General features: G+C 59.6%; 18 protein-coding genes. 14 read left to right on the top strand and 4 right to left on the bottom strand.

The window, feature by feature from the left end:
- Positions 1–387 precede the first annotated feature (387 nt).
- From CWC60_RS02190 to CWC60_RS02155, 8 genes are all read left to right on the top strand, one after another.
- Complete coding sequence (locus CWC60_RS02190) at positions 388–2382, top strand: type IV secretory system conjugative DNA transfer family protein (RefSeq protein WP_164516323.1); 1995 nt, start codon at positions 388–390, stop codon at positions 2380–2382.
- 132 nt (positions 2383–2514) lie between these two features.
- Entirely contained in the window at positions 2515–3087 is a 573-nt protein-coding gene (locus CWC60_RS02185; protein ID WP_109792426.1) for a recombinase family protein, read from the top strand.
- A gap of 150 nt (positions 3088–3237) precedes the next feature.
- On the top strand, positions 3238–3426 hold the full coding sequence (locus CWC60_RS02180) for a hypothetical protein (RefSeq protein ID WP_109792425.1): 189 nt from the start codon (positions 3238–3240) through the stop codon (positions 3424–3426).
- A gap of 91 nt (positions 3427–3517) precedes the next feature.
- A complete protein-coding gene (locus CWC60_RS02175; RefSeq protein WP_109792424.1) occupies positions 3518–5770 on the top strand; it encodes a DNA methyltransferase in 2253 nt (750 codons plus the stop codon).
- Positions 5771–5772: 2 nt separating this feature from the next.
- The gene (locus tag CWC60_RS02170) at positions 5773–6588 is read left to right on the top strand and encodes a hypothetical protein (protein ID WP_109792423.1); all 816 of its coding nucleotides are present in this window, start codon (positions 5773–5775) and stop codon (positions 6586–6588) included.
- Between the two features lie 19 nt (positions 6589–6607).
- Entirely contained in the window at positions 6608–8701 is a 2094-nt protein-coding gene (locus CWC60_RS02165; RefSeq protein WP_164516322.1) for an AAA family ATPase, read from the top strand.
- 13 nt (positions 8702–8714) lie between these two features.
- A complete protein-coding gene (locus CWC60_RS02160; RefSeq protein WP_109792421.1) occupies positions 8715–10490 on the top strand; it encodes an ATP-dependent nuclease in 1776 nt (591 codons plus the stop codon).
- Positions 10480–11994, top strand: a complete 1515-nt coding sequence (locus CWC60_RS02155) for a UvrD-helicase domain-containing protein (RefSeq protein WP_109792439.1) — start codon at positions 10480–10482, stop codon at positions 11992–11994. The genes CWC60_RS02160 and CWC60_RS02155 overlap by 11 nt, the downstream gene beginning before the upstream one ends.
- A 185-nt stretch (positions 11995–12179) precedes the next feature.
- Here the strand turns inward: CWC60_RS02155 and CWC60_RS02150 are convergent, their stop codons facing one another.
- Positions 12180–12752 carry a tyrosine-type recombinase/integrase gene (locus CWC60_RS02150; protein WP_109792420.1) on the bottom strand — a complete coding sequence of 191 codons (573 nt, stop codon included), beginning with the start codon at positions 12750–12752 and terminating at the stop codon, positions 12180–12182.
- 407 nt (positions 12753–13159) lie between these two features.
- Here CWC60_RS02150 and CWC60_RS02145 point away from each other — a divergent pair, with 407 nt between their 5' ends.
- The 5 genes from CWC60_RS02145 (at position 13160) to CWC60_RS23185 (ending at position 18959) form a co-directional block, all read left to right on the top strand.
- The gene (locus CWC60_RS02145) at positions 13160–14275 is read left to right on the top strand and encodes a helix-turn-helix transcriptional regulator (RefSeq protein WP_109792419.1); all 1116 of its coding nucleotides are present in this window, start codon (positions 13160–13162) and stop codon (positions 14273–14275) included.
- A 146-nt stretch (positions 14276–14421) separates the two neighbouring features.
- Positions 14422–15099, top strand: coding sequence for a hypothetical protein (locus CWC60_RS02140; protein WP_125182706.1), 678 nt, complete (start codon positions 14422–14424; stop codon positions 15097–15099).
- The gene (locus tag CWC60_RS02135) at positions 15096–15494 is read left to right on the top strand and encodes a hypothetical protein (protein ID WP_109792417.1); all 399 of its coding nucleotides are present in this window, start codon (positions 15096–15098) and stop codon (positions 15492–15494) included. Before CWC60_RS02140 ends, CWC60_RS02135 begins: the two co-directional genes overlap by 4 nt.
- A gap of 15 nt (positions 15495–15509) precedes the next feature.
- Positions 15510–15968, top strand: a complete 459-nt coding sequence (locus CWC60_RS23190; RefSeq protein WP_125182705.1) for a hypothetical protein — start codon at positions 15510–15512, stop codon at positions 15966–15968.
- 69 nt (positions 15969–16037) lie between these two features.
- Positions 16038–18959 (top strand): YitT family protein, encoded by a 2922-nt coding sequence (locus CWC60_RS23185; RefSeq protein ID WP_125182704.1) that lies wholly within the window; start codon positions 16038–16040, stop codon positions 18957–18959.
- 227 nt (positions 18960–19186) lie between these two features.
- Here the strand turns inward: CWC60_RS23185 and CWC60_RS02125 are convergent, their stop codons facing one another.
- The 3 genes from CWC60_RS02125 to CWC60_RS02115 form a co-directional block, all read right to left on the bottom strand.
- A complete protein-coding gene (locus tag CWC60_RS02125; RefSeq protein WP_109792415.1) occupies positions 19187–19408 on the bottom strand; it encodes a helix-turn-helix domain-containing protein in 222 nt (73 codons plus the stop codon).
- Between the two features lie 102 nt (positions 19409–19510).
- Positions 19511–20665 (bottom strand): tyrosine-type recombinase/integrase, encoded by a 1155-nt coding sequence (locus CWC60_RS02120; protein WP_109792414.1) that lies wholly within the window; start codon positions 20663–20665, stop codon positions 19511–19513.
- Positions 20666–20952: 287 nt separating this feature from the next.
- On the bottom strand, positions 20953–22491 hold the full coding sequence (locus CWC60_RS02115) for a class I adenylate-forming enzyme family protein (RefSeq protein ID WP_109792413.1): 1539 nt from the start codon (positions 22489–22491) through the stop codon (positions 20953–20955).
- A 360-nt stretch (positions 22492–22851) separates the two neighbouring features.
- Here CWC60_RS02115 and CWC60_RS02105 point away from each other — a divergent pair, with 360 nt between their 5' ends.
- Positions 22852–24009: an IS110 family RNA-guided transposase gene (locus tag CWC60_RS02105; RefSeq protein WP_420891142.1), complete on the top strand. Its 1158-nt coding sequence runs from the start codon at positions 22852–22854 to the stop codon at positions 24007–24009.
- The last annotated feature ends 308 nt before the right edge of the window (positions 24010–24317 follow it).

The following is a 24317-nucleotide window of genomic DNA, read 5'->3' as shown; positions in this document are numbered from 1 at the left end:
GGCGCGAGGAAGCAGGCGAAGCCTCGCGGGGAAGAAAGTCCCGCAGCCCCGTTGCCGGGTACGGCGTCCCTGCCAGGCACGCCACCCATGAGGAAGGCCTGCGGTCGTGCTGCTCAAGCTGGAAAGGAAATGCGACACCCGACCAAGATGCCGAAGGCACCGCCGTCAGCCAGACGTGACCAACCGGAGCCGCGCGATGCCGTGACGGGACGTGTTTGCCCGCCGTTACGCGGTGGGTGTTTTGCCCACCAACATCGACGCCCGCCGAAACGCCGTGCGGGGCGATTTTCGACTTGTCTCAAGCCGCCGGAAACTGGCGATCCCGGATCGGGGCAGCTATGGTTTCGTCAGTATTGGCAATTGGAGGCGACGCGGGGGAGAGAGCATATGGTGTTCGGCAAGTTGTTTGGGGGCGGCGGCAACAAAAGACGGCAAGAGGCAGAGGAAGCCGAGAACTTCCGCCAAGGTCTAGAGGCCCCGATGCGGGCCTTGCTGGACCTGATCCACGACATGCCGGTGGATCGCACGTCGAAGATGCTCCTGCGGCAGAAGATCATTCAGCGCGACAAGGGCGAACTGGAGCGGGTGCTGCAGAACGTGATCCTGCCGAAGCTCGATCCCGCATGGCAGGCGCGCATCAAGGACCTGGGCAAGTCCGAAGCCTGGATGACGTTCCTGGAGTTTCGGGAGACGCCCATGTGCCGTGGCCGGACGGACGAGCGCATGGACATGCTTCATATCGGCAATTTCCCAATTCCGGCGGAACTCAGCCGCAAGGGAGAGCAATCATTCGCACCGGTGGTCTTTTCGGGCGATGGGCATTTGCTGACCGTGGCCCCGACCGGCGCGGGTAAGGGCCAAGCCTTCATTCTGCGCAACCTCTATAACTACGAAGGGCCGACGGTCGTCTTCGATCCGAAGGGCGAACTGTACCGGAAGACGGCATGGCGGCGCGACTGGTACGGCAAGGTCTTCAAGTTCGCGCCCGAGGACCCGGATACGGATTGCTTCAATCCGATGGACATGCTGACGCCGCTGCCCGACGAGGATGCGGACGTGATCTGGGACAACGCGCGCCAGCTTGCCGAGCTGCTGATCGTGCCCATGGGGAAGGAGCCGTTCTGGGACAACACGGCGAAAGATCTGGTCACCGCGCTGATCTTCTACGTCTATCACACCTATCCGCCGCGCCAGCGGAATATCCGGGAGGTGACGCGCCTTCTCCATCTCGACGAGGATCGGCGGGATGCGCTGATCCAAAAACTCAAGGACAGCGATGAAGAGCGGCTGCGCGAGCTTGGCGCCACGCTGCTCGATGTGCATGAGAGCATGCGCACGTCGATCACGCATACGCTGCGCACGCAGCTTGAAATCTGGCGCTCCCCCAAGGTGATGCGGGCGACCCGCGGCACCAGCCACGGCCTCCATCCGCATACGATCGCCGGCGACGACCACATGCGCTGGTGGATGTATTCGCAGGGCGTCGAGGACAAGCCGGGCTTCTGGCTCGAAGACGACAATACGGCGATCACCGGAGACGCTCATACGGTGTTCGTTGTGGTGCCGGCCGAGCAAATCGACATGTACAGCTCGGTTTTGCGGGTGGTGCTCGGCATGATGCTGCAAGGGGTGATGGCGCATCGTCGCTACGTCGAACGGGAGGCGCGGGGCAACCAGTCTCCAGCGACGCCGGAGGGGCAGTGGCCGTTTCTGTTTCTGTTCGATGAGCTGCCCCAGCTCGGCTACATGCGGATCGTTGAGGATGCGATCTCAATTGCCCGTGGTGCGAATATCCGCCTGTGGCTCCTGGCGCAGGACCTCTCCCAACTCCGTAATGTCTATCCCCGCTGGGAGACGTTGATCGCCAACTCCAGGGCGCAGATGTTTTTCCGGCCCAACGATCTCGGCACGGCGCAGTACATCTCCGATCTGCTGGGCGAGCATCCGGACCTGTGGGGCAATCGAACGCCGCTGGCCGCGCCGAACGAGCTGATCGGTGGCGCCTTCCGCGATGACGTGATTCTGCGGTTTCAGGGGCACAAACCGATCCGTGCGCGTATGCCGATGTTCTGGGACGAGAGCGAAAGCGCCAAGAAGATGGTGGCCAATGCGAAAGCACGCTTGGGCGACGTGCCTGTGCGGGAACGGGAACCGTGGCCGATCGACGGTTTGACGCTCGAAGAGCTCAAAACCCAGAACGAGGCCATGCGCAAGCAGGTGCCGGAGGAGCCGGAAGAACCGGCCGAAACGGAACCGGCGCTCAGCGAAGAAGGGGGTCAGGGGCAGAATGAAAAAACGGCCAAGCCCGAACCCAAGAGCGAGGCCGCCCCGGAATACGAATTGACGGAGGACGGGCTGCCCAAACCGCCTCGGCTGGATTGATTGAAATAACGACCGTTTCAATAGGTAGAAATGCTGCACTGCACGATGTCAGCGTTTCCGGGGCCCCGATATTTGCGTAAACTGATTGCAGAAGGTTTTTGATATGCAATTGGTTTATGAAAGTATTTTCGAGTGCTCATTGGGTATGCTCGCGTTTCCAAATCCGACGATCAGAATACTACGGCTCAGGTGACCGCCCTTCGGGAGGCGGGATGTGAGACGATCTATCAGGAAGCCGCCTCCGGCGGCCGATGGGATCGGCCGGAGCTCCAAAAGCTCCTGGACTATCTGCGGGCGGGCGACGTGGTTGTCGTCTGGAAGTTGGACCGGCTCTCCCGCTCATTGCGCGATCTCCTGTTCATCATGGAAAAGCTCGATGCGGCCGGCGCCGGCTTCCGGTCCCTGACAGAGTCGATCGATACGACGTCGCCCGGCGGCCGTATGCTCATGCAGATGCTCGGCTCCTTCGCCGAATTCGAGCGTGAGATGATTCGCGAGCGGACACGGGCCGGCCTCGAACGCGCCCGCAAGGAAGGCAGAGTAGGCGGCCGCCGGCCGAAGTTGACCGCCGAACAGCAGCGCGAGGCAATCGAGGCCGTTCGCTCGGGCCGACGCACCGCCAGTCAGATGGCTCGGGTCTTCGACGTGCATCCGGCGACAATCAGCCGGGTGGTGAAGGCGTCGGCTGCGTTCGAGAGTACCTAGTGCCGTTGATCAAGGTGCGGGCTGATGTTGTGTACGCCAATCATCATTCATGCAAAAAGTTGTGTGCGCCGCGCCCTTTTTGGTGCATTCTGGTGCGAAATTGTGTAGCCTGTGTATGGTGGACGAGGTAGCAACCTTGGTAGGGCTAGAATGACGGAGATGAAGCGCTTCTCGGTATCCGTTGAGCGAGAGGAGTATGAGGCTCTACGCCATATTGCTCAGTCTCACCGGCCGCCACTGTCGCTCCAATATGTGGTGCGGTATGCGTTGCAGGAGTTTTTAGACAAACACGAAGGGCAGCAACTCATGCTCAAGTTTAAGGGAAGCGACCGAAAGTGAACATGGCTCCGAGGGAAATGCTGCTTCTAGATCAAGACCATCAGTATCGACTGTGGTCGTACCTTCGGCATGCCCGGAAAGGTAGTCGGACATGCGTGTAACTGCGGGTTCGGGAGCCCGATCGCAATGGGATGATCCGAAAGGCTTAGACGCACTGCCATTACCTTTGCAGAGCCCCGAATCGGTGACGATCCCGCTCGTCGTAGCGCCCGGCCCGCGTGCTCTTGAAGACATGGCCTTCCCTTTTGAGGCGTTGAGCGACATTGCCCAGATCGAGAGTTGGCGCAAAGAAATTAATCGACCTCTTTATCACATCCATAAGTGGTGGGCGCAGCGCCTTGGCACAGTCTTTCGTGCCATAGTTCTCGGTGCCTTTGCGCCATCCGGCACCGACATGCTCGACCTGTTCTACAAGCCTGTTCGCATCAAGGATGCTGTAGTTTTTGATCCGTTTATGGGCAGCGGTACGACTATTGGCGAAACCGCTAAGCTTGGAGCGCGCGCCATCGGACGCGACATTAATCCGGTCGCCCACTTCCTCGTCAGGAACGCGCTTGCGGTTCACGACCGCCCAGCTATCCTCGAAACTTACCGGGCTATTGAACGTGACGTGGCTGACCAGGTTCGCCGGTATTACAGCGCGACTCTGCCCGATGGCAGAGAAGTTGACGTTCTCTATTATTTTTGGGTGAAAACGGTCGATTGTCCGGCGTGCGACACGGCAGTGGATTTGTTTTCGTCATACATCTTCGCGCGGCACGCTTACCCGAAGCGATATCCCGAGGCCAAGGCGGTCTGCCCCACTTGCGGTGCAATCAACGAAGTGCGCAATGACGCCCGGGAAGCGCATTGCGGTACATGCTACGCCACTTTCGACCCGCAGGCCGGTCCGGCCAATGGGCAAAAGGCGAGTTGTCCGGAATGTTCCCACATTTTCCCAATTGCCAAGACGATCCGCGAAACCGGCCGTCCGCCAGAACACCGGCTCTATGCAAAGCTCGTCCTTATGCCGGAGGGCAGCAAAGCGTACATGCCAGCAACTGATGAGGACCGGGCGCTCTACGGCGAAGCGCAGAAGGCGCTGAGGAATCGCAAAAACCCATATCCGGTCGCTGCGATAGAGCCCGGCTACAACACGAACCAGGCGCTCGGTTACAATTACCGGCACTGGCACGAGATGTTCAACGAGCGTCAACTCCTTTGCCTTTCTGTCCTGGCGGACAGGATCAGGCAGATCGAAGACCCGATTCTGCGCGAGCTGTTCACCTGCCTGCTCTCTGGCACGCTTGAGTTCAACAATATGTTCGCCTCCTACAAGGGCGAGGGGACTGGCGCCGTCCGGCACATGTTTGCCCATCACATTCTCAAGCCCGAACGCGTGCCGCTGGAAGCCAACCTGTGGGGCACTCCGAAGAGTTCAGGTGCATTCTCGACCATGTTTGAAGGCAGGATCAGGCGCGCCCTCGATTACGCCGACGACCCTTTCGAGATTCGATTGCCGGCTCCCGGCCGCAAGGGCAATGAAAAAGTTTTCGGCCTCTCCGAGAAGATCGGGTTTCCTGTGGCTGAGAGCTATTCTGCCTTCGCCGAAGGTAAGCGCGTCTATCTGTCCTGTGGCGATTCGAGCGCTACCGATCTGCCGGATGGCGTGGTGGATGCGATCATTACTGACCCGCCGTTCTTCGATAACGTTCACTACTCCCAGCTCGCCGATTTTTTCCACGTGTGGCAGCGGCACATACTTGGCGCCAACGGGCACTGGCAAGCCGACACGACTCGCAGTGAGGACGAAGTTCAGAACGCCGATGTAGGTGCTTTCACAGATCGCCTGCGCGCCGTGTGGACGGAGGCGTACCGCGTCCTCAATGACGATGGGATTCTCGCGTTCACCTACCACCACTCACGCCCGGAAGGATGGCACGCCGTCCTCAAGGCACTGATGGAGGCCGGTTTTGGAATAACGGCGGCGCACCCAATAAAGTCTGAAATGTCGGTCGCCATGCCCAAGCATCAGGCGCGGGAACCGATCGACCTGGACATAATCATCGTCTGCCGGAAGCGCACGCAGCTGACACCGCATCGCTGGAACGGCGATTTGTGGGGCACTATTTCGCCGGTCGCTGCCGAGCAGGTTCAGCGCCTTCGCGGCTCCGGGCGCCGTCTGAGCCGCAACGACGTGCGCGTCATCGTCATGGCACAATTGCTTCGACAGCTTTCTATTTCGCATGAGATGGACGCGGCCCTCTCCTCGCTGGATAACGCAAACGGTGAGATTGAGGCGCTTATTGCGGAGTTGCATGCTGCCGGCAGCAAAGAGATCAGCACAAATGCGGAGCGAGACTAATCGTGACGAATGTAACTGCCATCTTCAAACTGTGTGTTGAGGCTATACGTGACGGTCAGTTAATTGAGCGGGAAGGGCGTACCGACAAGGAGTTTCACTTTCAGAATTGGTTCAAGCGGCGCCTCGACGGCATGCAGCTACATTACGATCTGCCGGGCCGTAACACCTATCCTGATTTCCGGATGGTCCATTCCCCGGAGGGCTATGAGCTCAAAGGGCTCGCCTATCCGGGCCGCGAGGCCAGCTACGATTCTAATAGTCAGGTTCCCTGCGGGGAGCACAACGGGCGGCAGGTCTACTATGTCTTCGGCCGCTATCCGAAAGACCCGGATGGCAACAAGTATCCTGTGCTCGATCTCGTTCTTTGCCATGGTAGCTTTCTCAATGCCGACAACGACTACGTACACAAGAACAAGAGCTTCCGCGGGTTTGGCACGTATGGCGATATTCTTGTCCGGGACCGCAAGATGTATGTCTTGCCCACGCCGTTCGCTCTCGTGGATGGCACGGCGCATCACCGCACGCTGATTCTTCCGGCCGATCATCCCGTCGATGCAGGGCTCATCGAAATCGGGGAAATCACACGGCGCGAGGTCGATCAGATGATTGTCGCCTACAGCTTCGATCTGCGCACAAACCAACTCGCGACGACGCAGGTGCCAAACCCGAATGCGGGCTGCGAGCATGTCTTCAAGGTCTACCGAGCTGAGGGTGATCCCACGGACCCGGTTTCGCTTCATGGACAAAACAAGGCGCAGAACGAACTGGTGTTACCGGATGACGGCGAGGATGACGAAAGCGGAGAAGTCAGCGAGTAGCACGAGATCGGAGGGGATAATGCTCAAAGCCAGACGCATCCGTGTTCAGAACTTCCGCAACATTGATGACAGCGGCTGGGTTCCTCTTGAGCGCGTTACCGCCCTCGTCGGGCGGAATGAGTCCGGCAAGACGGCGATGCTTAAGGCCTTCCACAAGTTCAACCCCGCGACACCGGCGCCGTACAATCCTCAGCGTGAATTTCCGCGCGATCGATATACCCGCGATTTCAAGGACGGCAGCGATTGGCCGGTTTGCTCCGTGGCATTTGAGATCGCCGGGGCGTTACGCGATGAACTGCAGACACTGCTCGACGACCGCCAGGCGCCGAGTGAGGCAGTCTGCACACGCTATTACGACGGCTCACTGACGGTCGAATTTGATCCGGAGATTTCTGACCACGTGGTCGTGCCCGATCCTGTCGTAGCCGCGCTCAAGAAATTCGCGTCAGCCGCCCGGCGCCTTGAATCGCCTGCGGCGGATCAGGAAGAGGCGACCCAGGAGCTGCGTACCGCGCTGGCGACGTGGGCCTCGAAATGGGAACAGAAGATTAGTTCGCATGCCGACCTTCGCGGCGATGATGGCGTGAAGCTGCTCTCGGCCTTGCGCAAAGAGTCGGAAGGACATGCGAAGCCGCAAACGGCCGACCCTGTCGAGACGCTGCAAGCGGCGGTGGACCCCGTTCTTGAGGCGGCACAGAGGCCCGCACCAGCCGAACAGGCCGAGGCGTGGCTGAAAGAGCGCCTGCCCGTCTTGATTTATTTCGAGGATTACGGTGTTCTCGACAGCGCGATCTATCTGCCGCGCTTTCTTGAAGACCTTGAACGCGCGCCGGACGACGCTCACGTTCGCACTATCAACGCCATGTTCAAGCACGTCCGGCTGACGGCGAAGGAGATTGCCGACCTCGGCCGCGAGCAAGCGCAAGAGGCGCGCTCTCAAAACAAGAAACCCGAAGATGCCGTGATCCGCCAGGATCAGGAACGCAAGGAAGCGCGGGCGATTAAACTCAGCTCCGCTTCCCTCGATATCACTGAACGCTTCAACAAATGGTACGGCCAACGACGGCATACGGTCGATTATCAGGCCGATGGCGACTATTTCCGCATCTGGATCGCGGACGATCGGCGGCCTGGCGTCAAGATCGAACTGGAAGGGCGCAGCAGGGGGTTCCAGTGGTTTTTCTCATTCTACCTCGTTTTTCTCGTCGAGTCCGAGGAGGGGTATAAGGACGCCATTCTTTTGCTGGACGAGCCGGGGCTCCATTTGCATCCCACCGCTCAGCAGGAGCTGATCGCGTTTTTTGAGCGGCTGTCAGAGAACAACCAACTCGTCTATACGACGCATTCGCCGTTCCTGATTGACGGCGAACATCTTCATCGCGTTCGGCCCGTTACCGAAGATGAAAGCGGGCACTCCCGGATCAGTGTCGAGACCTGGCCGAAGGACCGCGAAACCATCTTCCCGCTTCAGGCAGCGGCGGGTTACGCCATGGTGCGCGGCCTTTTCCAGCACAGGGACAATGTGCTGGTCGAGGGTATGAGCGATTACTACTACCTGCACGCCCTCCGGGCGCAGTGCCGCGCGTCCGGTCGGGAGGCGCTGTCCGATGATATCTACATTACTCCCTGCGGCGGCACCAAAAACGTCGGCCATATCGCCTCGCTGTTTCTTGGACAGGAGGTTCGACCGCTCGTTCTGCTCGATGGTGACGACGCCGGGCGCGCGCGCCGCGATGCTCTGATCAAGGAACTCTATGCCGCCCACGGAGCGGCGATCCTCATGCTCGACGACACGTTAGACCGCGCCGGGACCGAGACCGAGGTCGAAGATATACTCGGCGAAGATATCGTGCTTCCAGGCGTTAGCGCCGTTCTCGGGCAGACCGTAAAACTGACGACCGCCGACCGTGCCGCGGGCAGCCTGCCAAGCCAGATCAAGGCGTGGGCGGTGCGCCGAAACGTTGAGCTTCCGGACGGGTGGAAGGCGTCGGCCGCCATTCACCTTGTTTCGGATTGGGGGGAGAACGCAACGAAGCTGCCCGACGAGGTTCTGGACCGCGCTGCCGCTCTGTTTGCGGCGATCAATGAGCGCTTCCCGAAATGCGCAGGATGACGGCTAGGGCGACATGACGGGCATAAGCGCGACCGCAACGATCCTCAAACTGAAGATTGACCGGTTTCGCGGTATCGAGGCTCTGGACTGGAATCCGGCCCCCGGCATGAACATCGTGCTCGGCGGCGGCGATGTGGGGAAGAGCACGATCCTCGAAGCAATCGCCCTTTTGCTCAGCCCCTCCAATGCACTCGTTCTTTCGGAGGCTGATTTCTGGCAGCGCAAGGTCGAAGATGAATTCGTAATACAGGCGGTCGTCGCGCTCCCGCCATCTTCCGAGATAGGTCAGCAGCAAAGGTTCGCCTGGCCCTGGGAATGGGACGGCAACGACGCCGTGCGTCCGATCACCGAGGACGATGAAGAGAGCGGCCGGGCCGCTTCCGGCCCGCCTGTCTATCGCCTTCAGGTGCGCGGCACACCCGATCTCGAAATAAATTGGGAGATTGTGCAGCCCAACGACGACATCGATCACCTGTCCGCAGCCGTGCGGCGGAATATCGGCGTCGTTCGCCTTGGTGGCGACGACCGCAACGACCGCGATCTCAGGCTGGTCTACGGCTCCGCACTCGACCGGTTGCTTGCCGACAAGGGCCTGCGGGCCAGGATTGGGCGGCGCGTATCGGAAATCAATCTGGCCGCCAATCTTGGCGACAGCGCCAAGGAAGCTCTCGGCAAGCTTGATGGAACGCTCAAGAATGAGGCGCTGCCGAGCAAACTCGATCTCGGGCTGACGAGCAGCCAAGGGCTTTCCATCGGCGCGCTGATTGGGCTTATGGCCGAAAGTGCGCACGGCGTTTCTCTTCCGCTTGCGAGCTGGGGCGCGGGAACGCGGCGAATGACCGCGCTGCAAATTGCTGCCGCCGGCGAGGCGGAAACCAGTATCACTGCCATCGATGAAATAGAGCGCGGCCTTGAACCCTACCGGTTGCGGAAGCTCGTAAAGAGTTTGCAGGCAGAACCGGCGCAGAGCTTCGTAACGACGCACAGCGCCGTGGCGATAAACGCCGCCGACCAGGCCAGCCTCTGGTATCTTGACGGCAGCGGTCATATCGGCCCGCTTCTGCGTGAAAAGATCGCCCGACAGCAAGAGCGCGACCCTGAAACCTTCCTGTCCAGATTTGCCATTATTGCCGAAGGTCCGACCGAGGTGGGCTTCCTCTCGTACGTTCTGGAGCGTGCCGTTGACGGCGCCTTTGCGGATCACGGCGTGCGCGTTTGCGACGGGCAAGGCAATCCCGCCACCCTGGATCTTCTGGAAGCCATGGCCGACGGCGGTCTGCTTTTCGGCGGTTTCGCCGATGACGAAGGCCAGTCTTCTGGCCGATGGACTGAACTAAAGGCGAAGATGGGAGACCGTCTCTTTCAATGGGCGGGCGGCTGCACCGAGGAACGGATCATGTCCCTCGTGGATGAAAGCCGGCTTGAAGAGCTGATCGCCCATCCCGACGCGGGCGTGGCTGCGGAACGCCGCGTGACACTCGCCATGCGGCTCGGCATCGACAACAAGAGCCTGCCTGCCATCAGGACAGCCACGGAGGATTTTCGCGCCCTCATGATCGCCGCCGCCATCGGCAGCAAGGAAGGCGCGCCCGACGACGAAACCGCGAAGATGTGGGGCCGTCACGGAAGGCGCTGGTTCAAATTCGTCGTAGGCGGACGCGAACTCGCCGAGAAGATGTTTGTGCTTGGTGTCTGGCCCTCGGTCAAGCCAGACCTCTTGCCGTTTCTCAATGCCGTCCGCGCCGCGCTGGGACAGGCCGCGATCTCTGACGTTCCTCATGACGGATGAAGAAGTTGCCGCCCTGCTCGATTCCGATGTGCCGTTCGTCGCGGTCGAGGCGCCTGCCGGGTGCGGCAAGACGTATCAGGGCGCGCACTATGCCGCGCGGACGGCCCCGCGCCTTGCAACCGGCCGGGTTCTGATCCTTACGCATACCCACGCCGCCTGCGCCGCGTTCGCACAGGCGACGGCTGCCGCCCACCGCCGCGTTGAAATCAGGACAATCGACTCCCTCCTTGTGCAAATCGCCGCTGCCTACCACAAGTCTCTCGACTTGCCTGCCGATCCGTCCGCATGGGCGCGGCGGCAAGGTGCCGACGGCTACGCTGCGCTGGCCGCGCGTGTCGCGACGCTCGTGGGGCGGCACCCTTTCATAGTCGCTGCCGTGGCGGAGCGGTTTCCGGTGGTCATCGCCGATGAGCATCAGGACGCGAGCGCGGATCAGCATGCCGTTGTTATGGCTTTGCGGAATGCGGGGACGAAGCTGCGCATCTTTGGCGACCCGATGCAGGGGATTTACGCAAAGGGCCGGGCGGCAAACGAGGCGCTGGCGCGCTGGGAAGAGATCAAGGCGGCCGCAGCCTTCGCTGAGCTATGCACGCCGCATCGATGGAGCGATGGAACGCCTGCCCTGGGCGCCTGGGTGTTGCGTGCGCGGGATGCCCTGAAGAACGGTCAGCCTATCGATTTGACAGGCGCACTTCCACAAGGGTTGAATATTCTTCACGCGGACAACACTGCCGTCGGACGTGGCTATCGTTTGGATAGCGCAGAGCGTGCGCCCATCGACAGGGTGGCACGCGCCGGGACGCAGGCGCTCATCCTCACGCCGCAGAACGATATGACGGAAGCGCTCGCGGCCTTCTGGAATCGCGCCATACCGATATGGGAAGGCCACACCCGCCCGGCCGTTGACGAGCTCATAACTGCTACGGAAGAGAGCGCGGGCGACGCCGTGGCTGTGGCAAACGCCGTGGTCGCGTTCATGGGACGCGTTGCAGTCGGCTTCAGCCGGTCGAGCCACGGCGACCGACTTGTCCGGGAGGTAGGTGAAGGCTGCACGAGTGCAGCCCGTGGCAAGCCCGCGCGTATCCAGCAGCTCGGCCGCTTCATTCTTGAGGAGCCGAACCATGTCGGGATCGCAAAATGTCTTGCTGAGCTGTCCCGGCTTCAGCGGGAAGGCGTTTCCGGCTTTGAAACGGTCAGTATTGACTATCGAAGAGAGTACCAAGACGCGATTCGGCTGGGGGAGTTTGTGGACGCGCACGACGGCCTCGCGGAAATCAACAGGCGGCGCGCCTTTACCCGTCCGACGCCGCCGGCGCGGGCGATAAGTACCATTCACAAGGCTAAAGGGCTGGAATGCGACAATGCGATGATCCTGCCCTGCGACAGTCGGTTCTCTTCGACATACTACTCGCGATGCAGACTATACGTCGCTATTAGCCGGGCAAAGCGGTCTCTCACGCTCGTTCTTTCCAGAGAAAATCCAAGCCCTATTTTTGATGTGTAGATTAGCACAGAATAGCTAACCCCGCTTATATTTCGGTGTATTTGTTGTCATACGGCTGTGACGACGCGCAGCCTTGAGAGGTAGAAACCACTGTAACTCTATAAGATTTGAAGATAATGTGCGCTGAGTAACGAAATGCAGGATAATGTAACAAGGTCAACCCCCAATTCTTGCGGGTTTCGGCGTTAATCTCTTCCCCACATGCGGCTGGCTATTTCCCGTTCCTCCAATCCGACGGCATTCCCGTAGATCGCGGTCGTCGCGATGTCCGAGTGCCCGAGCCACTTCTGGACCAGGTTCAGGGGCACGCCCTTCTCCAGAGCGGAGATTGCGAAGGCGTGCCGCAATCCCTTGGGGCTGGCGTACGGACCTTCTATGCCGCCGCGCTCCATCACCGCCTTGATCCGCCGATAGCCGGTCATCCGGCACCAGGGCCAGAGAAGTGCCTGATCCGGCGGCAGTTTGCGCAGCAGGTTGCCGAGCCGGCGTGACATGGCCGAGGGAATCGGTACAGCCCGGTATACCCCGTGCCGGCGCTTCTTGAGCGTTTCCAGCACCACCACCCGTTCGACCAGATCTACCCGGTCGCGCGTGAGGTTCAGCGCCTCCGAGAGACGGCAGCCGGTATAAGCCACGGTCAGGCAAAACGCGGCCACCTCCGCGGGCTCCTTGCGGGCCGCGTGGATGAAGCCGGTGCGCTCCTTGATGCTGAGATATTTACGGTGGCCGGCGTCGTCATAGAGGCTCCAGTTGGCCATTGGGTTTCCGATGCTCTCGAAGGCGGGGTTCCTCCTTACGTGTTGATTTCACAGTGTGAATCGTAACGCACGGAGACCCCCCGGGTGACACTTTCCTGCATTCTGTCACTCAGTTCGCAAGTCGCCCTGTGGCTGGCGCGCAACACAACTGTTCGGGAAATCGGCCACGACGGGCGCCTTCGGAGCACCCATACGATGGGCGATGGGGCTGGTTCATGAGGCTTCCCGCGGTGGCCAACGGCAGACAAGAAAATTGGTGGACGTGGGTGCTGCAAAGCCTGAGCGCTACCGGCCTGGTTCGACGGTGGACATCGCGCAGTCTTCCCGCTCAAATGATCGAGGGGAACACAATGCTTGCTGGGCAGCTTGTAGCTGAGGGGGTTCGGAAGGAGCCGAATACGAGGTGAATGGAGCATATCCTACACGCCATAAACTCGATCTATGCGACCACGCTTGATGAAGAGGGTTGGGATGGCGCACTTCGAGACGTTTGCGACGTCACGGGCGCCGTCGGCTTCAACGTGTTTGTCCTCGATCACGCGGCGGAGCTGATACCGGTAAACCGCTCCATCGGTATTCCGGATGATATTCTGAAAGACTATTCAAGCTACTATGTCCAGAAGGATCCCGGGATTGCCCACTATGTGCGGAATCCCAACGAGCGCTTTTATTATAATTATGCACACACACCTGAAGAAGAAATTGATAGAAATGAGTATTATGACTGGCTTCAGAAAATGGGCGGCGCCAGATATTATCTGGCAACGACATTCAAATTTGACGAGAGATACTCGGGAATTGTGACGGCGCAACGTGACCGTAAGAGCGGCCATGCGCAGCCGGAAGATATGAAGCTCCTGGGCTTGATAAGCCCTCACATTCAGCGGGCCGTTGAAATTGGTGAACTCGTCGACCAGGCGCGTATCAAGGCGGATGCAGCGCTCGACGCGATTGAACGGACGCCCTATGGGATATTTCTGCTTAACCGGGAGCAGGAAATTCTGTTCGCGAACAAGAGGGCGCGGGTGATCGCGCGTCGACGAGCCGCGATCTTCGTGGAAAACCGAACGATCCGCTGTGCGAAGGACCGCGAGGACAGGAAGCTTAAGGTAGCCATTCGTGAAGCGGCGCGGGCTTCGTTCGGCGATTCCGTCTATCCAGGCGCAACCCTACCGGTCGAGAGTGAGGTCTATGGCCGGCCGTATATGGTAAAGGTCGTGCCACTCATCGGGCAGTCACGTCTCATAACCAAGGAACGGCCAAGCGTGCTTGTCGTTGTTACGGACTTCGAGATGGCGCCGGATGATATAGAGCGTCGCCGGGCAAGCCTTTGTTCTGTGTATCAACTGACAGAGGCAGAGGCGATCATCGCGGTACGACTCGGGGATGCGGAACGCCCCCAGGATATCTGCGATAGTTTGAGCATTTCCCCGAACACGCTCAAAACCCATCGCAAGCGTATTTTCGAAAAATTGAATATCGCGACCCAGGCCGAGTTGGCGAGGCTGGTTTCCACGCTTTGAACGTCACCCCATAGGGTGACGCATCGCCGGCTCCTATCCGGAAAACTGGGAGTTGAATGCGAAGCGCAGCGTGCGCAAGCGGGTCGGATTCCGCCTGCTGTCTCTGTGCTTTTGATCATCGCGACTTACTCACTGGGAGACTGAGGATGCCGAAGACCGGGAGGACATCAGAGACGAAGCGACCTCGACAAGCACTGTCTGGGAACGTGATCGGCCTCGCATTTGCGGGCCTCGCGTTGGCGGCTTGCCAGACGACGCAAGTCGAGGAAGCGGCCGTCGCCGAGTCGCTCGCAACGATGGCGGAGCCGGCGCCCTATGCCGAGGGAACCGTGTTCCACGGCGTCCGGAACGGCGAGCAGGTTCGGAACACGCTGATCGCCGTCAACGGTGATCGCTATACGTGGCAGCGCGATACGGACGGTTGCACCTGGACGATGGATGCAGGTATCGGCCTCAGGTTCGGTCCGGAAGTGAGCTGGGAAAACTGCAATTCCAGCGGCACCACGACCGTGACGAGCAAGTCGGGCGATATCTGGCCGCTGGAAGTCGGCAAGACGGTCTCCTACGAGGGCACGGGCCATACGGCCGGCGGCAACGACTGGACGGCCGATCGCACCTGCGAGGTCGAAGGGCAGGCCCGCGTCACCACGCACGCCGGCACCTATGACACCTACAAGGTGGTCTGCCGCACGAAGTGGCGGGAGATGATTTCTTATGTGTCGCCCGAGGTGGGTGCTACCGTAAAGTTCGTGCAGCGGCCGACCCGTTCCGATTCCAATTCGCCGGGGTCGGACTTCGAGCTCACGCGGATTGAAGCGCGATGAGGGCGGCGAAGTCGATCCGCCGTCTGGTGGTTGGCGGTCTGTTGCCGCTGAGCGTGGCCGCGTGCTTTGAGAGCGAGGATATCTCTGTAGAAGCCGTTGGGGCGCGCTACGACGGGAGCCGCGGGATATGCCATGTCGAGTTCGAGGTGGTGAACAACCTGCAAGAGCCCATAGAACTGCTGTCAATTGTGCCCGCCATCAATGGGCAGACGGCAAACAAGGCGGCGCGCACTGATATCAGACTGCTTAACTTCAAGATCGGGCAGTCGGCACGTCGGACAATGTACTACGATTTGGACCGGAGCGAATGCTCTGACCCTGAGATAACGGATGTTGAGACCGGGCACGATTGCAAAACGCCCACCCGTATATGCAACGACGATTTCTCGTTCTAAAAGGAGCCCCGCCGATTGGCGGGGCTGCACTCCAGAATGCGTGCCAACAGGAAAGCGCTAATGGCTCACCCAGAAAACCCCACCGATACCTTGGTGCACATGTTGAAGGAAGAATTGGGGGGAGAATGGAAGGTAGAAGATAACATAATTACAGGAAGCGGACGCTTTAGGTTTCGCCCATTCAGAATAGAAATCTTATACAAAAATGATGGCTCTAATTTCGCCGTACAACCGAATTCAATAGGAGTCGGGCATGGGTGGATGGGATGGGTATTGGGAATCATTGCGGCCTCTCAGCTTATATTCTTCCCGTTCCTTGGATTTTTAATCCTGGGAATGCTGGGAGCCCTAATTGGTGGACTCTTTTCATTTTTCTGGGTGTGGCTAATTGGTGCCAGTCGCAATAAGGAGGTTGAGAATTTAAAGATGATTCTAAACCGTATTCTGAGCGAGTTAAATTTTCTTACTTCCTAAATCGTATAAATTCCAATACAGGTTATTAGTTTAAAATTTATCGTGTGGTGACTATAATTAAAGTTATCGATGATAGTAATTATAGTTGCGCGTACCTTGTCTTGGAATTTCGGATTTGATCAAAACGAAATAAATCTTCATCTGCTGTCATTTGCGACACAGACTGAATTTTTCCGCATGATCGCTGATAGCGATACATTTCTTCACGACATCATGATGGTCGCCGGGTTACTCGGGTTTACGTTTTTCTTTTTGAACATACGGAACCTAACGCCCGGAAACGCGATCGCCTGGATATTCCTGCTTATGATCCTAATCGTTCGTCCGCTTGGTGAGCCGCTATTTTTTACCAATCTAAACACCGAGAATGCGCCCGTTCTCAACGAATCTCCATGCCTTGGTGGAAATCTAACCCAAGAAGAATGCGCCGAGTATGCCGGGGCCGGACATGGGAAAACCTATGGGGAGCGTATTGCAGATAGGGGGTTCCCGAACATTCATGCGTATTCCCCGCAACTTGCGCTCATGCACGGTCTGAACAAAGTTAATGTTGGGTTGGCGAATGAATTTCTCGCTCCCGGTCGCAGGCTGCTTTCAGGATATTACCCCGCCATTGAGGGAATTCGCCGTGGCAATGTGGCATCCGATGTGAGCAACTATCACTTGTCTGAGTTTCTGCACCTATGCGCCGGCACGGGTGATGGGGCTGCCGCCGGGTTGAGTTCCACATACATCTCCCATGGAAAACTGGCCGAAGCGGATCCTCAAGCGCTTTCAGCTCTTCGCAACCACGAAATCACAGCGTGGGATGCGTTTACTCTCTACCGGGGGCTATACGCACCCAAGATGGAAGAATGGCCGGAAGAGCTTCCCAAGCCGCTACCGCCGTTGGTTTGCCCTGTCGATGGATGTGAAGGACATGGCGAACCCGCCCGCGTGGATGACCCCGAAGTTTTCGAAACCATGCGGGCAATTAGAGCGGATTCACCGGAAAGCTTCGTTCGTGCGCGTGACGATATTGTTATTGTCCAACAGGAACTGGCTGCTGAAACGGTACGGCTCTCGACATGGGAAGGTATGGCAGAACGGATGCGTAACCAACCCGTCCGCCTCGCTGTACCGCTGAATATGTCGCAGATGGCGGCCGACATAGATTTTCAAACGGCTGCTGAGGGAGCGGCTGAAGGCACGGATGCCGGTTCGATTATAGATACCGTTGCAGACTATGTCGTGTCCGCCCTTGCTGCGTGTGGAGCAGGCGCATCCACTGGCGCGGGCGTGGGCGGCGCGGTCGGTGCGCTTGGTGCAGGGGCAGGGGCAATCCCCGGTGCTGCTATTGGTGCGACGGTCGGGTGTGTAGGCGGAGCAGCCGCCGGAACCGGGGCACGCGCCTACATTGGAGAGAATGTCTTCTTTGATCGCGTTTTCCAGTGGAACATCGGTGAAGGAAGCGCGCGTTCAACTGGCAGCAACAATCAGCACATTTATACAGTCGAGAACTGTGCTGAATATCATATGCTGACGGATGCTCGGCTTGCAGCAGACATGGTGCTGGCGAACCGGTTAAATCAAACGCTTGACGAAGTGCTTTCTGACGAAGACGTGCAGTTGCCGGACAATTTCGATCAGATGACGTTGAATGACCAAGCCATGGTCGCGTTACAGAGCTCGCTAATGGCAGCTCAGAACAAATGTGACGGCGGCTTTCTGGGAATCGACACGGATTGTGACGAGGAAGCGATCCGTGAAATTAACGAACTTCTTGCCTACGCGCACACCCAGCGAATCAATAATTCCTTGAGCAACGCCATGGCCAATTCGCACGTACGTTCCGGTGGTGAAACACGATTTGTTGGAGGCTCACGAGAGCTCATTGCGGGGGCCGGCGGTTTCTTCGCACCTCTGGGGGTCGCGTGGAAGTCAGCTATTGGCGGTTTCGAGGCGGGCACCTATTCAAAGATCATGCCGCAAATCGTAGCTTTTGGAATAGCGCTTACCATAATGCTTACGCCATTTCTTTATATGGTTGGCCTGCTCGTTCCGCAATTCGCTTTGAATGTTATTTTAATTCCCATTATCGGCGTGTTCTATTTCGGCACTGTGAAGGTAATATTCACTATTATAAATATTCTCGCTTCAATTTTCATTGAGGCTGATGAAATGAACCTGTTGCACGGCCTACAGGCCAATTTTCCCGATGTCGTCCTCGGAAACCTCTACGGGGCGGCATTCCTTATTTCCGCCGGCTTGCTCTACGTATTCCGCGACCCGTCAGCGCTGGTAAAACAGGCGTCCGGCTCAGCCGACAAGTCCTCAACAATTTCCTGGCAGGAGGCGGCCGGTACGGCACTGTTGGGCCAGCAAGTGCTCGGTGGGTTAGGTAAGGTTGCCAACCCTGCGACGGCAGGACAAATCTCCGGAGCAATTCACAATCTGAAATCAGGGAACGTCTCCTTGAGCGATAGTTACGTAAACGCGCGTAACGATATTATACAATCTGGAGAAGAATCCGCTCTCGGCGCGGAGCACGCGCGCAATATGCCGCCGGAGACAAGAGAACAATCGCACTCGCGCGCGCGTGCAAAGGCGGCAGATGATCTGGAGGCACGCGGTCTTGAATATGCCAAAGGAGTCGGTGCTCCGTCGTCTGCACGTAAAGCGACCAAGTACGAGGAGTTGGACGGTCAATACAGTAAACCAGTGGAACATGATCCGGCTGTGACGCAGCTTGCAGAGGCGCTTCAAAAGCGCATTGGCCTTAACGCGCGCTCAGCACAGTGGATGGCGGCCAAGGCATTTCGGAACGGTGGGCCCGCTACGGTACAAAAGCAAACCAAAGGACCGCCCCTGGTTGATCTCGACCTGGATGCCATTGACCGTAGTAGCGATATGCATATGAAGGCGTTTGTGCAGGAATTGAAAAGGTCAGGCGCGATGTCGGAATTCTCGGATATCAAAACGCGCCGTCGTAAGGGGCGGATTGATTTATGATGAGGCTCTCGACGCCGGTGACCGTTTTTTTGATTCTGTCGGCTTGTATAGCTTGGCTCCAGCCATATTTGCCGGCCTCTTTGGTTCTGCCCTTCCCTTCGTCCTGGATTGAAGCCCATGCTGCACGCTACATCTTGGCCGGGTTGTGCGTTGCGCCAATCCTCCTGACTTGGGATCAAAGATAGAAAAAGCCCCGCCGATTGGCGGGGCTTCAAGTTTGGTCGGTGTCAGGCAGCCTGGTTCTGGGACTTCGGCGCCATGCGCTGGCCTTCGAGCCATTTATTGAACTCGGCGCGGTCGATGTAGACCCGTCCGCCGATTTTGATCAGCGCCGGGGCCATGCCGTTTGTCTCGGCATGGAATATCCACCAGCGCAGCTTGCTCTCGGTCACGAACGGCGCCTCCGCCGCAAGCTGCTTGACCGTTCGCAGCTCCTTGTAATCGATCAAGGGCTGAGCCCTCCGTCGTCGATTGACGTCAAAAAGAGCAGGAACAGGTCGAAGCTACGCGGAAATGGCGGGAATCTCAATTTCCGGCGGGGCTGAGGCGCGTCAGGCGTCCGGCTGGTCGCCTTCGCTCGGCCCAAGGTAGCGGGTGTTCATGCGACCGACGACGTCCTTGACGTGGCTCTCGGACAGGTGTGCGTAACGGCGCACCATCTGGAGCGTCCGGTGCCCCAGCACTTCGGCAATCTCCACAAGGCTCGCGCCGTTCATGGCGAGATAGCTGGCCGTGCTGTGCCGCAGGTCATGGAAGCGGAAGTCGGTCAGGCCGGCGGCATCGCGGGCGTTCTCCCAGGCCTTGCGGATGTCGATCGGGCCCTGGCCGTCCCGGCGCGGGAACAGCCATTTGGTCTCCGGCGGCTCGGGCAGCTCCTTGTAGAGCGCCTTTGCATAGGCGATCTGGTCGCGGATGGCCGGGGCGATCTGCGGCACGATGTGGGCGGCCCGGGTGTCACCGTTTTTGGTGTTGCGCAGGATCGCCGTCTCGCGCTTGAGGTTCACGTCGTCGAGCGTGAGGCCGAGTATCTCGCTGCGGCGCGCGCCGGTGCTGATCGCAAGCAGCACCACGGGATAGAGCTGTGGGTTGTCGCTTTCCTGACAGGCCTTGAGCAGCGCCGCCCGCTCGTCATCGTGCAGATAGCGGGTCCGCTCGTTCCGGATCTTGGTGATCTTGTTCACCCCGTCGAGTGGGCTGGAGGCCGTCCAGCCCCATTGGATGGCGTATTTGAACAGCAGCGCGAGCTCGTCGCGATAGTGCTTCAAAGTCTTCGGGCTCTTGGGCCTGGGCGCCTTCTTCGGCTTGCCGTTCTCGTCGCTCGGCTTGCGCCGGCTATCGCCCGCTGCGGCAAGCGCGTTCATCTTCTCGCTCACCAGGTCGGGCGTGATGTAGGCGAGGGCGTATTCCCCGAGCTCCCGTTCCCAGAAGTTCAGGAACGAGGCTTCCGCCCGCTTAGTGCTTTCGGCGCGGTGAATGAATACCTCCTTGCGGAAGCGGTCGATCACGTCCTGCAGGGTCTTGCTGCCGGCCGTGCGGACGACGTTTTTGAACTCGCCCTTCCGGATGCCGCTCTCGGTGTCCTGTGCCCACTGCTTGGCGTCCGTGAGCCGCTTGAAGGTGCGAGTCTGGGGCGGGAAGCCCTTCATACGGACCATGACCCGATAGCTCGGGCCGTTCCTGCCGTTGCGCTTCTGGATAGTGGCCATGATCGTGCCTGTGCCAAGCGAGGGGAAGGGTGTGCCAGACCGTCTTTTGGCACATTTTTGGCACACTGAAAATCAAAAATCTTCAACAATGACCAAGCGTGCCACGGATAAAAATCACGTAATATCAACCCATAAGATGTTGGTGGTTGTTGGCGGATTGTGCCAAAAGTGGGCTTTCTCTTGGCTCATAACCTGAAGGTCGCAGGTTCAAATCCTGCCCCCGCAACCACTTTTACCGAACGGGCCGTCCTCTCATCGAGGGCGGCCCGTTTGGCTTCTGATTTCGGTCAGTTGCCGGCGACCCGCCGGCTCTGGCCGCGCCAGTGGGGTTCGCGGAGGTCCTTTCGCTTCACCTTGCCGACCGGCGACCGGGGCAGCGGATCGGTCTGCAGCTCGATCTTCGCCGGCCGTTTGTAGGAGCCCAGCCGGTCCGCACAGAGCTGGATCAGTTCTTCCTCGGTCACCGGCGTGGTGCCGTTGGTGACGCAGATCGCCATCGGGCTCTCGCCCCAGCGTTCGCTCGGGATGCCGAAGACGGCCGCCTCGATCACCGCGGGATGGGAGGCCAGGGCGTTCTCGATCTCCGCAGGGTAGATGTTGAAGCCGCCGGAAACGATCATGTCGCCGGCGCGGTCCAGCATGTAGACATAACCGTTCTCGTCGATCCGGCCGATGTCGCCGGTGCGGACCCAGCCGTCGATCATCCGTTCGGCGGTGACTTCCGGGTCTTTCCAGAATCCGGTCATCTGCCCGTCGCACCGGGCGACCAGTTCGCCTTCCTCGCCGAGGGGCACCTCGTTGCCGTCCCCGTCGCAGATCTTGAGGTCGGCGAAGGGCAGGGGCATGCCGCAGGCCTGCAGGGGATTCGACCCTTCGACCTCGGCGAACCACTGGTCCGGCCCCATGACGGTGATCGGCACTGCCTCGGTCTGCCCGTAGACCTGCCAGAGGCGATGCCCGAAGATCTCGTGGGCCTTCAGCGCGGTCGTCTCGGTGATCGGCGCCGCCCCGATCTGCATGCATTTCAGTTTCGGGAAATTCCGCCTGCCGACACCGGGATGATGGACCAGCATGTTCACCATGGTGGGCACGGCGAACATGATGCTGATTTCCTCCTGCTCCATGATGTCCAGCGTGTCGCCGGGGTCGAAGTGATCGAGCAGCACATTGCAGCCGCCGCCGAGCCAGACGGGCACGAAGGAATAGCCCGAAGCGTGGCTGATCGGCCCGATGTGCAGGCATTTGTCGCCGGGGACGATCGGCGGAAAGAGGTAGTGCCAGTCGCGGCCTGCGGCGAGCCAGGCCCTGTGCGTGTAGGCCACGCCCTTGGGCAGGCCGGTCGTGCCGCCGGTATGGCGGATGATGAAAAGGTCGTCCGCGTCGGCCTCGACGCCCGGATCGCTGTCATCCTGCTGCGCCAGCCAGTCCTCGTAGTTTTCGTCGCGGATCAGCACCCGTTCCAGTGACGGCACCTCGTCCTCCAGCCCCGCGGCCTCCGCCGCATGGTTGCCTGAGACCACCAGGACGCGGCAGTCGGTGTGGGAGAGCATGTGCACATGGGTTTCCCGCGCATTCCGCGGATAGAGCGGTACGCGAACCAGGTTCGCCGCCGCCGCGCCGAGAAACATGTCAGACGCCTCGACGGAGTTGTCCTCCAGAACGCCGACGCGGTCGCCGGGCTTCAATCCCATTCCCAGCAGCGCGTTCGCCAGTCTGAGGCCCCGTTTCCAGGCCTCGCCGAAGGTCAGCCGCCGGTCGCGCCAGACCACTGCCTCCCGGTCGGAATAGAAGCGCGCCGAACGCGCCATCAGGGTCCGCATGTCCATCCAAGTATCCTCCCCTTGCAACCCGGTATGCAGATGCAGGCGGGATGCTAGCCCGGAATGACACGGTTGTGCACGTCGCTCTCGTGATGGATCGTCCACCGGAGACTGAGCTGCGCCCCTTTGACAAGGTCGAAGAAGGGCATTGGCAGACTGACGCGGACTGGTCGTGCCAGGGACCGTTGTTGAGGGTCTCAGGCCGCCAGCTGCCGCCAATCTGCAACCGCCGCATCGCGGCGCGCTCAGAAGACTTTCTGACGGATCGGGTGGCGATCGAGGTTGAAGATCCCATGGGGTAGGTCGCGACCCACCCCTTCAGAGTGGTGTCGCAACATGACTCTGTAGGGGGCAACCATGTCATCGATCGAACACCTTTCCGAAGAGCGGGCTGCGGTCCGCACTGATCTGAGTGCAGTTTTCGTGTCGCTGGAACTCAGCCGATCAACCTGGCTGATCACGTCGTTGTCGCCCGGCGGCGGGGAGAAGATGTCCAGACACCAGGTACGGAGCGGGGATATCGCAGGCCTACTCGCGAGATTCTCCCAGCTGCAGGCGAAGAGCATGGCGCGTACCGGACAATCGTACCGCCTGATCGTGATCCATGAGGCTGGCCTGGACGGGTTCTGGATCCATCGCACTCTTCGGAACGCCGGCATCGAGAGCCATGTCGTGGACCCGGCTTCCATAGCCACTTCGCGCCGTCGGCGACGTGCCAAGACGGATGGGATCGACGGCGAGGCTCTCGTCAGAGCCTTGCTCGCCTACAAACGCGGCGAGCCGCGGGTCTGCGCCATAGTGAAGGCGCCCACGCCAGAGGCAGAGGACCGTCGGCAGATTAGCCGTGAGCGCCGGTCCCTGATCGCCGAACGGGTCGAGCACGTCAACCGCATCAAGGGGCTGCTCTTCGCGCAGGGCATCAGGGACTACGAGCCGGTTCGGCAGGACCGGCGTCAACGCCTGGAGGCACTTGGAACTGGCGATAGACGTCCGCTCCCGGCCTGCCTGAAGCAGCGTCTCAGCCGGGAACTAGACCGACTGGAGCTCATTCTGGAACAGATCAGGATGGTGGAGACGCAGCGTGATGCGCTTCTCGCAGCACAGGCCAAGGTATCGCAGTCACCGCCGGCGGTCCTCCAGGCGTTGAGGGGCATCGGTCCGGAATTCGCCATGGTCCTGTGGTCCGAAGGGCTCTTCCGGCACTTCGCCAACCGAAGGCAACTCGCCTCTTACGCCGGGCTGGCTCCAACGCCCTGGCAGAGCGGAACCATTGCCCGGGAGCAGGGCGTCTCGAAGGCCGGAAACGCGCGACTTCGTACAACAATGATCCAGCTCAGTTGGCTATGGCTGAGGCACCAGCCGAAGTCCGCCTTGACGTTGTGGTTTCACGAGCGAGCCAAGGCCGTCGGCGGCCGCAACAGACGCGTCATGATCGTGGCTCTGGCGCGCAAGCTGCTCGTCGCGCTGTGGAAGTTTGTGACTACGGGCGTTGTTCCAGAGGGCGCGATCATGAGCGCAACCTAGCAAGCCGCTTTACCCTCTGATCCTGTTCCGCAGGGCCTGATCAGCCTTGCCGGATCCAGGTGGACGGACCGAACAATCATTTGGCTGAAATAGCCGTGTTGAAGAGTGGCTCCGTCCTCCTGAGCCTCCACCGCAGAAAGCGGGATATTGGTGCAGCCGGCTCGACCGGCGACCGGATGTGAGTTTGATCGGTCCGGAAACGGGCCGAGTCATTGGAAAGGGCTCGGACCTGGATCCCAACAGCCTGGAAGGAGTGCTATGCACGAAGCAAACTGAACCGTGCCTTGACCAACCATTCCCCATGTGAG

It is taken from the genome of Minwuia thermotolerans (genome assembly GCF_002924445.1).
In the GTDB taxonomy this organism is placed as follows: domain Bacteria; phylum Pseudomonadota; class Alphaproteobacteria; order Minwuiales; family Minwuiaceae; genus Minwuia; species Minwuia thermotolerans.
Note: the sequence above shows the minus strand (reverse complement) of the source record. Positions and strands in the feature narration are given on the sequence as shown.